This window comes from Alcanivorax sp. HI0083 (genome assembly GCF_001635175.1).
On the sequence record NZ_LWFX01001260.1, the window covers coordinates 1 to 7483 of the forward strand.

Consider the following 7483-nt stretch of genomic DNA (forward strand, 5'->3'; position numbering starts at 1 on the left):
AGCCCGACCGGCTTCCACCTTACCCCTCAGAAAATCCTGATATTCCTGCTCCTGCCGCTTCCGCGAAATGTAACCACGCATCAATTCACGCACGATTTGCGAAGCCGGCCGATGCTCCGCTTCTGCCACAGCAATAAATTCAGCCCGGAGTTCAGACTCCAGCTTCATTGTGAAAACCGCTTCTTTACTCATGGCCGACCTCACGACAAGATACTAACAACGTATATACCTCGTTAGTATCTCAGCTCTGAATGCCAATATAAAGCCCCTGCCGAAAGTATGAGCACGGCTCCAACCCCTAACTGGCGGCCCACGATTCCAGATTTTTTCAGGCATATATCACCTCTATGAAGCCAGGAAGGAATGGCCTTCTTGGCCCCATCTCATGGAGGTTTCATGATCATTCAATGTCCGTCCTGCCGGTCCATCCGCGTTGTCGCCCTGCAGAATGGCCGCAAGGTAGGTGGCTCTGTCGGCACGGTTGCCGGTGCCGCCAGTGGAATCACCATGGCCACTAACGGGGCTCGTGTCGGTGCGACTGTCGGCCTGGCTTTCGGTCCTGCCGGATCTGCCATCGGCGGTATCGCCGGTGCAGTGCTTGGTGGACTGGCGGGAGGTGTGGCCGGCGGTGAAGCGGGTGCGGCGCTGGGCGCCAAGCTCGACGACACCTATCTCGACAACCTGGAATGCCTGGATTGCGGACACAGCTTTCGCCTCGATGCCGAGTAACCCCGGCTCCCTTACCTCTCTCTTGAAGCCCGCCCTGTGCGGGCTTCTTTATGCCCCTTTGGAGGCCTGAATGGATATCCCCACTTTCGTAAAGAACGAGCAGGGCCTGTACCACGTACAAGGCTGCGTCAAACCCGAGGAGATTGTCAGTACGGCGGCCACCATCCTGCTGGATGACCTGACGAGCCGGGAGGCGCTAACTGCGCCCACCGATGTCGCACAGTTTCTACAGCTTGCTCTGGCCCAAGAGAAGAACGAAGTCTTCGCGGCCATCTTCCTCAACAACAAACACAAGGTGCTCAGTTTCGAGACCCTGTTCACCGGCACCATTGATGGCGCAGCGGTGTATCCCCGTGTGGTGGTGCAGCAGGCCCTGGCCTGCAATGCCGCTGCCGTGATCTTTGCCCACAACCACCCCTCCGGCTGCTGTGAGCCCTCACGGGCAGATCAGCAAATCACCAAGCGCCTGTCTGACGCCCTCGCGCTGATTGATGTGCGGGTACTCGACCACTTTGTGGTGTCCCGTTCCGAGTGGGTCAGCCTGGCTGAACGCGGCATGGTTTAACCCCTTCCTTTCTCATCACCCTCTCATTATTCATTGGAGATTCACCATGGCACATCTTGTCGAAAACATGGCCTATGTGGGCCGCACACCCTGGCACGGGCTGGGCAACCAGCTGGCCAACCAACAACCTCTGGAAGTCTGGATGCGCGAAGCCGGCATGGATTGGGAGATCCGTGAGACCCCGGTGCGCTTTATCAGTAGCGAGGCAGGCACTCTCGGGCAGATCTCATCCTTCCCGGATCAGAAAGTGCTGTTCCGCTCCGACAATCAGGAGCCCCTGTCAGTAGTGAGTAACCGCTTCAAGGTGGTTCAACCCCGTGAGGTACTGGAGTTCTACCGCGATCTCACTGAACAATCCGGCTTCGAGCTGGAGACTGCAGGGGTGCTTAAAGGGGGCCGCAAGCTGTGGGCGCTGGCCCGCACCGGGCAAACGGGTTCCTTGGCAGGCAATGACCAGACCAACGGCTATGTGCTGCTGGCCACTGCCTGTGACGGCACCCTTGCCACCACTGCCCAGTTCACCAGCATCCGGGTGGTGTGCAATAACACCCTGGCGGTAGCCCTCAATGGCGCCGGCCAGGCGGTGAAGGTCCGCCACAACACCACCTTCGATGCCCAAGCCGTCAAGAAGCAGCTGGGGATCTCCGTCTCCGCCTGGGATGACTTCATGTATCACTTGAAGGCCCTGAGCGAACGTCGGATCACCCGCAAGACCGCCGAGAGGGTCATGCGCTCGGTCTTCACCGATGTGAACTACTCATCGGGTGACATGCTGGTGAAGCCCAACGAACAGGCCATGAAGAAGGCCATGTCTCTTTATGACGGGGCCGGTCGCGGCGCGGAGTTGCCGTCTGCCAAGAGCACGGCCTATGGCTTGCTCAATGCAGTAACCGAGTTCGTGGACCACGAACGCCGCGCCCGCAGCACCGACAACCGGCTGGATTCCGCCTGGTTCGGCAAGGGCGCTCAGATCAAGCAACGCGCTCTGGAACAAACCTCACTGCTGGTCGCCTGATCCAGCCTGATCGCTTACATCTCCCCCTTCTCTCTACACCCTCTTAAAAGAAACCTGGAGAACACCATGAACCTGAAATGGCTCTACCGCCTGTTGGCGGTATGGGACTGCCGCCCTATGCCTGCTGAATTATCAGCGGTGTGGGGCGCGTTCCTGCATGAAGGCCTGATGTGCCACCCCGGCGATCCTCGCCGGCCCCGCCGGATACTGGAAGCCTGGGACAGTGGCTGTATCGAGCTGATCATCGCGTCCTGTGAATACCTGGACCCGCTCTGGCAAACGGTCTCCCACATCTGGTATCAGCCCCGTGGCCGCCCCGGCATCTTCGAGTACGAAGTGGTCAGCGAGCTAGGCGAGTGGCTGGGTGAGCAACTGCTCACTACCGGGCAGCTGCCCAGCAACAAGCAGGCTGAGCGTTATATCGAAGCGCTGGTGAATGACTTCTTCGAGATGGGCGATGAGTCGCCCTCGTCGTCAGGGCGCGCCGCATGATGTCATTTAGACATCACTCACATTCACCTCTCATTCCTTACCCCCAGCCCCGGCCACTGTGCCGGGGCTTTTCTTTATCTGGAGCCATCTTATGGCACAACCGAAAAGTACCTCACCCGGCCAGCGCCCTGCCCTGCGCCTGGTGTCCACCAAACGCATGAACCGCGAAGACTGGCTGAAGATCCGCAAGCAGGGGATCGGTGCCAGTGATGCCGCTGCGGCGGTAGGTATCAGCCCGTACCAGTCCCCTCTGGAACTGTGGATGATCAAGACCGGACGGGATGGTCTGCTACCCGCCCCTGATCCCGATGACATTCAATCCCCCCTGTACTGGGGCACCCTGCTGGAGCCGAAGGTGGCCGAGGCTTACGCCAAGATCACCGGCAACAAGGTTCGGCGCGTCAATGCCGTGCTGCAGCACCCCGATGACGACAAGCCCTGGATGCTCGCCAACCTGGATTACGCTGTCGTCGGTAATAACGATGTGCAGATACTCGAATGCAAGACCACGGGACAATACGGGGCCAAGCTCTGGGCAGACGGGGTTCCCGAGTACATCCAGTGTCAGGTGCAGCATCAGCTGGCGGTTACCGGCAAGCAGGCTGCCGATGTGGCCGTGCTTATCTGTGGGCAGGAGTTGCAGATTCATCGCATCGAGCGGGATGAGGCGCTGATCGCGCACCTGTACGAGCTGGAGCGAGAGTTCTGGCAACTGGTTGAAGCGGACACCCCACCGGACCCGGATGGCTCCGACTCTGCCGGGAACGCCCTGCAAGCACTCTACCCTCAGGACAAAGGGGAAACTGTGGATCTCACGGATAACCCGGCCATGGAAGGCGACTTCAATGAGCTGCTGGATCTGCGTGACACCCTGGGCCGACTGACCGCGCGGGAATCCACCCTCAAGCAACGCATCCAGCAAACCATGGGGCTAGCCAGCAAGGCCACCCTCACCGAGGGCTCTGTGACCTGGAAGCGCAGCAAGGACTCCACCGGCCTGGATACCAAGGCACTGCTTCGGGACCAACCGGAACTACTCCAGCAATACCCCAAGCACAAGGCGGGCAGTCGCCGCTTCCTGGTGCGCCCCAATCCCTAACCCAAACCTCAAGCGGCATAACAGCCGGGCCAAGCCCGGCTGCATGTCCGTGTCTGCTATCAGGAGAATCCCATGATCAAAGGACTCGCGATTACCCCACCCGTGATCGGCCGCATCAGTATTGGCCGTGTAGTGGAGAAGAACGGCAAGCGTCTGCCGGAGAAAGACGATCAATTCACCATCACCACCCAGATCCAGACTAAAGAAGGCTGGCTACCTCACCCGCTCGATGAGGCCCTGCGCAAGAAAACCCAGAGCAGCAAGCTGCGTAGCATTCCCATCGCCCTGCCCTTCAATGACCCAGACCTGAACCTGCGGGCCGAGTACACCTTCTTCGAGCGCAAGAGCGGCAGACCGCTGTGTGCCGGTGATGGGGAAGCTTGCCGACGTCATACCGACAAGGGCCTGGAATCCTTGCCCTGCCCGTCACCGGATTTGTGTGACTATGGCAGCCATGGGCTGTGCAAACCCTATGGTCGGCTGTACGTCCAAATTGGCGATGATGATGAGCTGGGCTGCTTTGTGTTCCGCACCACCGGCTACAACAGCATTCGCACCCTGGCCGCACGACTGCGCTACTTCCACGCCATCAGTGGCGGCAACCTGTCTACCCTGCCCCTGGAGCTGAAGCTACGCGGCAAGAGCACCACCCAAAGCCACCGGACGCCGATCTACTACGTGGATCTGACGCTGAGGGCCGATCAGTCCATGAAAGAGGCTGTCATCCATGCCAGGGAAGAAGCCCAGGCTCAGGCGAATCTGGGAATCAATCAGGCCGAATTAGACAAGGTTGCTCAGGCAGGCCTGATGAATGCGCAGTTCGAATATTCAGAGGATGAGGGGCTTCAGGTTACGGAGGAGTTTTATCGCAATGAGGCCAACCAGGACCCCAGTGCCTCAAAGCAGTCAACCAGCCTGAAAGAGGCCCTTTCGGCAAAAGTGAGCGGGGGCGAATAACCCCCGCCTCAACTACCGATAGCGCAGCACCGCCGCTTCCAGCTCAGCCTCTATCTCGTCACGGAGTGATGCCGGGGCAAGCACGGCGACCTTGGCACCAAAGCCGAGGATCCACCATTTCAGTTCTTCCGTATGCTCAACATCTACCGTCATTTTAATAACCCCCTCGTCATACTTAGCCAGTTTTTGGCTCTGATTGAGCGGGGTTTCGTAAAGGTGGTCCCCCGCCTGATCGTAAAATAGAAGCTCAAGAGAAATACGCTCTCCGTAAGGGAGATTCATATTGCCATTACGCAGGTAGCTATTGAGATCAAATGCCCGCATGCCCTGCACCGGGTCATCCAAAATTTCGACCCGACTCAAACGGTGGAGAGCAAGGTGACGATAGTTATCATAACCCTCGAAACGGGCGATCAAATAACGAACAGCGCCTCGATCCACTAAAGCCAAAGGGTGAACGCGTTTGGGGCTTTTCCTGTCCTTGTACCAGATATCCATCTGCCGGTTGCGATAAAGCGCGCCATAGACAGCATCCACAATCCCTGCAGGAACCGATGCTTGCTGCAAGGAGAAGCCCCGAGGCACATAGGCAACCTTGTCTTTCCAGCTACGCCCTCCTGTCGGCTTGTGCTTTTTGAACCAAGCGTCCACCGCATCAAATATAGGAGCGAGCTTCTGCAAGGCATCACGAGGCATCAACGGTTGTAAATAGCGCTCAACCAGAAACCAGGTCGCCGCCATTTTCTCGTCCATGGCGGGGATGGACAAATATTGATCCGAGCAGATGCTCCAGCCATAAGGACGAGCTCTATCGTCACACTCAATCAAGTAACCGAACTGCGATTCCAGCAGTAGGTTTAAATCCCTTTCGACAGTGCGCTTATCACACACATACCCCTCGCTTTGTAGCACCTGCTGAAGTTCTTTGGCTTCCATCCTTCTTGGCGCTACCGGAAGCGCATGCAGCAATGCCAGCAAGCGAAATGACTTGTTATCGACAGCAGCGTCAGCGGCCATACGTTTCTATCCCCTTTCTCATTCTTATTACCCAGTCTCAGCAACCCTGCGACACCTAGTGTCGCGCAACACTTCTAACCTTTAACTCTCTGGCACTCATGCCAAGTCGATAAATCAAAAAGGAGAATGCCATGAAATACCTTCTCACTCTGTTTGCATCAGCCACCCTGCTAACCGCCTGTGCAGGGGAGGAGAAACCCGCACACCTTCTACTCTGCGTAGACAGAGACTGCTATCACGCCGATGGCGGCTATATCGGTGATCAACAAACCGTCGTCAGCAAAATTCAAAAACGCAACGAGAAAGATGTGGAAACCCTTTTCCAGTGCGGCTTCCCCAATCAACCGGAATGCAACTGATACCCCTCCATTAACAGCATGACCCGGCGTACTTGGGGACGCCGGCATCACTATGTCAACAATAAGGAATAGACCATGACAGAAGAAACCATGAACTGGTACTACGCTAACAGCGGCAAACAAATCGGCCCTGTCAGCTTTGACGAAATCTCCGCCCTGGTTAGTAACGGCTCCGTTAAACCTGACACCAAGGTCTGGAGTGGCCAGGGTGACTGGCAAGCCGCAGAAAACACCGCCCTATCCAGCCTGTTCGTCCAACAGCAGGCAGACAGCAATACACCACCCCCTCTGGCCGGCACAGATGTCGATAACAAATACATCTGGGCTGTCGTCGCTGTCCCCATTATCGGCTGCCTCATCGAGATCATGGTTGGCACAGAGCTGATCTGGCTCTACATACTGGCCAACATTGCACTCTGCTCCCTGGATGAACGGAAGCTGAAAGCCGCCGGCCACCAATCACCAACCTCCTGGATGATCTTTATTGTTCCTGTTTATCTGTGGAAACGCGCCAGCCTGTTGAAACAAAAGAGCTACTACTTCTGGGGCTGGATTGCGGCATTCATTCTGTCACTTGGAATCAGCGTAGGAGCCAATGAAGTTGTTGTTACTGATACGGCCTGTGCCATCGTTACCGACATCATCCGTGAGCAATACTACAGCGACGAAAAGTGCAAAGCGGTGACCATCAACGAAGAAGTCCGCACCGGCTTTTACACCGCCAACGCTATTCTTGATACGGGTGAGCAGATATTCATCACTATTGAGGAAGTGGGCACCGATGAGATATCGGTTGTGATTCCCGAGCAGTGAAGAGCACAGCACCCTGGTGAAACACCAGGGTGCTAATGCTTACTGGAAGCTACGCAAGAAGCCTCAAAAAAGCAGACCGAGTAGACACCAAGTCTTCCAGATCGCGTTCAGATTGCTTAGTCCCATAATCCAGTCGAAGAGAACTTATCTGATCTCTTACTTTTTCAACTAAACTCAATTCTTGATCAGGATTATCTTTATCAAGAATAACTTGATGGTCCTCTTTGTCGGCAGAGCCGACCTTACTCTTATCACTGTTCTTCAGGCCATGAAATGCTGATAATTGATACATCCACCCTGACACCGGTGTTTCTCTAAAATCAGAATCGCGTGACCCTCCATTATTCTCGTCCATGTATTTATTGATATTAAAATCAACAATGTCATCTTCTTCAAAGGCACCCAACTCCAGAAGATTTAGCTCAAGGGCTTTAACA

11 protein-coding genes are annotated in these 7483 nt (G+C 56.1%); 8 read left to right on the forward strand and 3 right to left on the reverse strand.

Features of this window, described 5'->3' with window-relative positions; genetic code table 11:
• Window positions 1–192 (reverse strand): hypothetical protein (locus tag A3754_RS18445; RefSeq protein WP_063520868.1); only part of this gene is annotated, 192 nt, incomplete at its 3' end.
• A 204-nt stretch (window positions 193–396) separates the two neighbouring features.
• Between A3754_RS18445 and A3754_RS18450 the strand changes: the two genes are divergently transcribed.
• The 6 genes from A3754_RS18450 to A3754_RS18475 all read left to right on the forward strand — a co-directional run bounded on the left by A3754_RS18450 (window position 397) and on the right by A3754_RS18475 (window position 4857).
• Window positions 397–729, forward strand: a complete 333-nt coding sequence (locus A3754_RS18450) for a hypothetical protein (RefSeq protein WP_063520451.1) — start codon at window positions 397–399, stop codon at window positions 727–729.
• Window positions 730–799: 70 nt separating this feature from the next.
• The gene (gene radC, locus A3754_RS18455) at window positions 800–1294 is read left to right on the forward strand and encodes a DNA repair protein RadC (RefSeq protein ID WP_063520869.1); all 495 of its coding nucleotides are present in this window, start codon (window positions 800–802) and stop codon (window positions 1292–1294) included.
• 46 nt (window positions 1295–1340) lie between these two features.
• A complete protein-coding gene (locus tag A3754_RS18460; RefSeq protein WP_063520870.1) occupies window positions 1341–2309 on the forward strand; it encodes a DUF932 domain-containing protein in 969 nt (322 codons plus the stop codon).
• 66 nt (window positions 2310–2375) lie between these two features.
• Window positions 2376–2801, forward strand: a complete 426-nt coding sequence (locus A3754_RS18465; protein ID WP_063520871.1) for a hypothetical protein — start codon at window positions 2376–2378, stop codon at window positions 2799–2801.
• A 91-nt stretch (window positions 2802–2892) separates the two neighbouring features.
• Window positions 2893–3900, forward strand: a complete 1008-nt coding sequence (locus tag A3754_RS18470) for a YqaJ viral recombinase family protein (RefSeq protein ID WP_063520872.1) — start codon at window positions 2893–2895, stop codon at window positions 3898–3900.
• Between the two features lie 72 nt (window positions 3901–3972).
• Window positions 3973–4857, forward strand: coding sequence for a hypothetical protein (locus A3754_RS18475; protein WP_063520873.1), 885 nt, complete (start codon window positions 3973–3975; stop codon window positions 4855–4857).
• 12 nt (window positions 4858–4869) lie between these two features.
• Here the strand turns inward: A3754_RS18475 and A3754_RS18480 are convergent, their stop codons facing one another.
• Window positions 4870–5874 carry a YafY family protein gene (locus A3754_RS18480; protein WP_063520874.1) on the reverse strand — a complete coding sequence of 335 codons (1005 nt, stop codon included), beginning with the start codon at window positions 5872–5874 and terminating at the stop codon, window positions 4870–4872.
• A 131-nt stretch (window positions 5875–6005) separates the two neighbouring features.
• On the opposite strand from A3754_RS18480, the gene A3754_RS18485 reads away from it, so the two are divergent.
• Both A3754_RS18485 and A3754_RS18490 read left to right on the forward strand, forming a co-directional pair.
• Window positions 6006–6233, forward strand: coding sequence for a hypothetical protein (locus A3754_RS18485; RefSeq protein ID WP_063520875.1), 228 nt, complete (start codon window positions 6006–6008; stop codon window positions 6231–6233).
• A 75-nt stretch (window positions 6234–6308) separates the two neighbouring features.
• Complete coding sequence (locus tag A3754_RS18490; protein ID WP_063520876.1) at window positions 6309–7046, forward strand: DUF4339 domain-containing protein; 738 nt, start codon at window positions 6309–6311, stop codon at window positions 7044–7046.
• 49 nt (window positions 7047–7095) lie between these two features.
• Here A3754_RS18490 and A3754_RS27895 read toward each other — a convergent pair.
• The coding region (locus A3754_RS27895) for a hypothetical protein (protein ID WP_197468713.1) at window positions 7096–7483 on the reverse strand (388 nt) is incomplete at its 5' end.

What these genes read in the sequence shown, in the direction of transcription:
- A3754_RS18450 (WP_063520451.1), top strand. Translation starts at nt 397, where the DNA reads ATGATCATTCAATGTCCGTCCTGCCGGTCCATCCGCGTTGTCGCCCTG.
- radC (WP_063520869.1), top strand. Translation starts at nt 800, where the DNA reads ATGGATATCCCCACTTTCGTAAAGAACGAGCAGGGCCTGTACCACGTA.
- A3754_RS18460 (WP_063520870.1), top strand. Translation starts at nt 1,341, where the DNA reads ATGGCACATCTTGTCGAAAACATGGCCTATGTGGGCCGCACACCCTGG.
- A3754_RS18465 (WP_063520871.1), top strand. Translation starts at nt 2,376, where the DNA reads ATGAACCTGAAATGGCTCTACCGCCTGTTGGCGGTATGGGACTGCCGC.
- A3754_RS18470 (WP_063520872.1), top strand. Translation starts at nt 2,893, where the DNA reads ATGGCACAACCGAAAAGTACCTCACCCGGCCAGCGCCCTGCCCTGCGC.
- A3754_RS18475 (WP_063520873.1), top strand. Translation starts at nt 3,973, where the DNA reads ATGATCAAAGGACTCGCGATTACCCCACCCGTGATCGGCCGCATCAGT.
- A3754_RS18480 (WP_063520874.1), bottom strand. Translation starts at nt 5,874, where the DNA reads ATGGCCGCTGACGCTGCTGTCGATAACAAGTCATTTCGCTTGCTGGCA.
- A3754_RS18485 (WP_063520875.1), top strand. Translation starts at nt 6,006, where the DNA reads ATGAAATACCTTCTCACTCTGTTTGCATCAGCCACCCTGCTAACCGCC.
- A3754_RS18490 (WP_063520876.1), top strand. Translation starts at nt 6,309, where the DNA reads ATGACAGAAGAAACCATGAACTGGTACTACGCTAACAGCGGCAAACAA.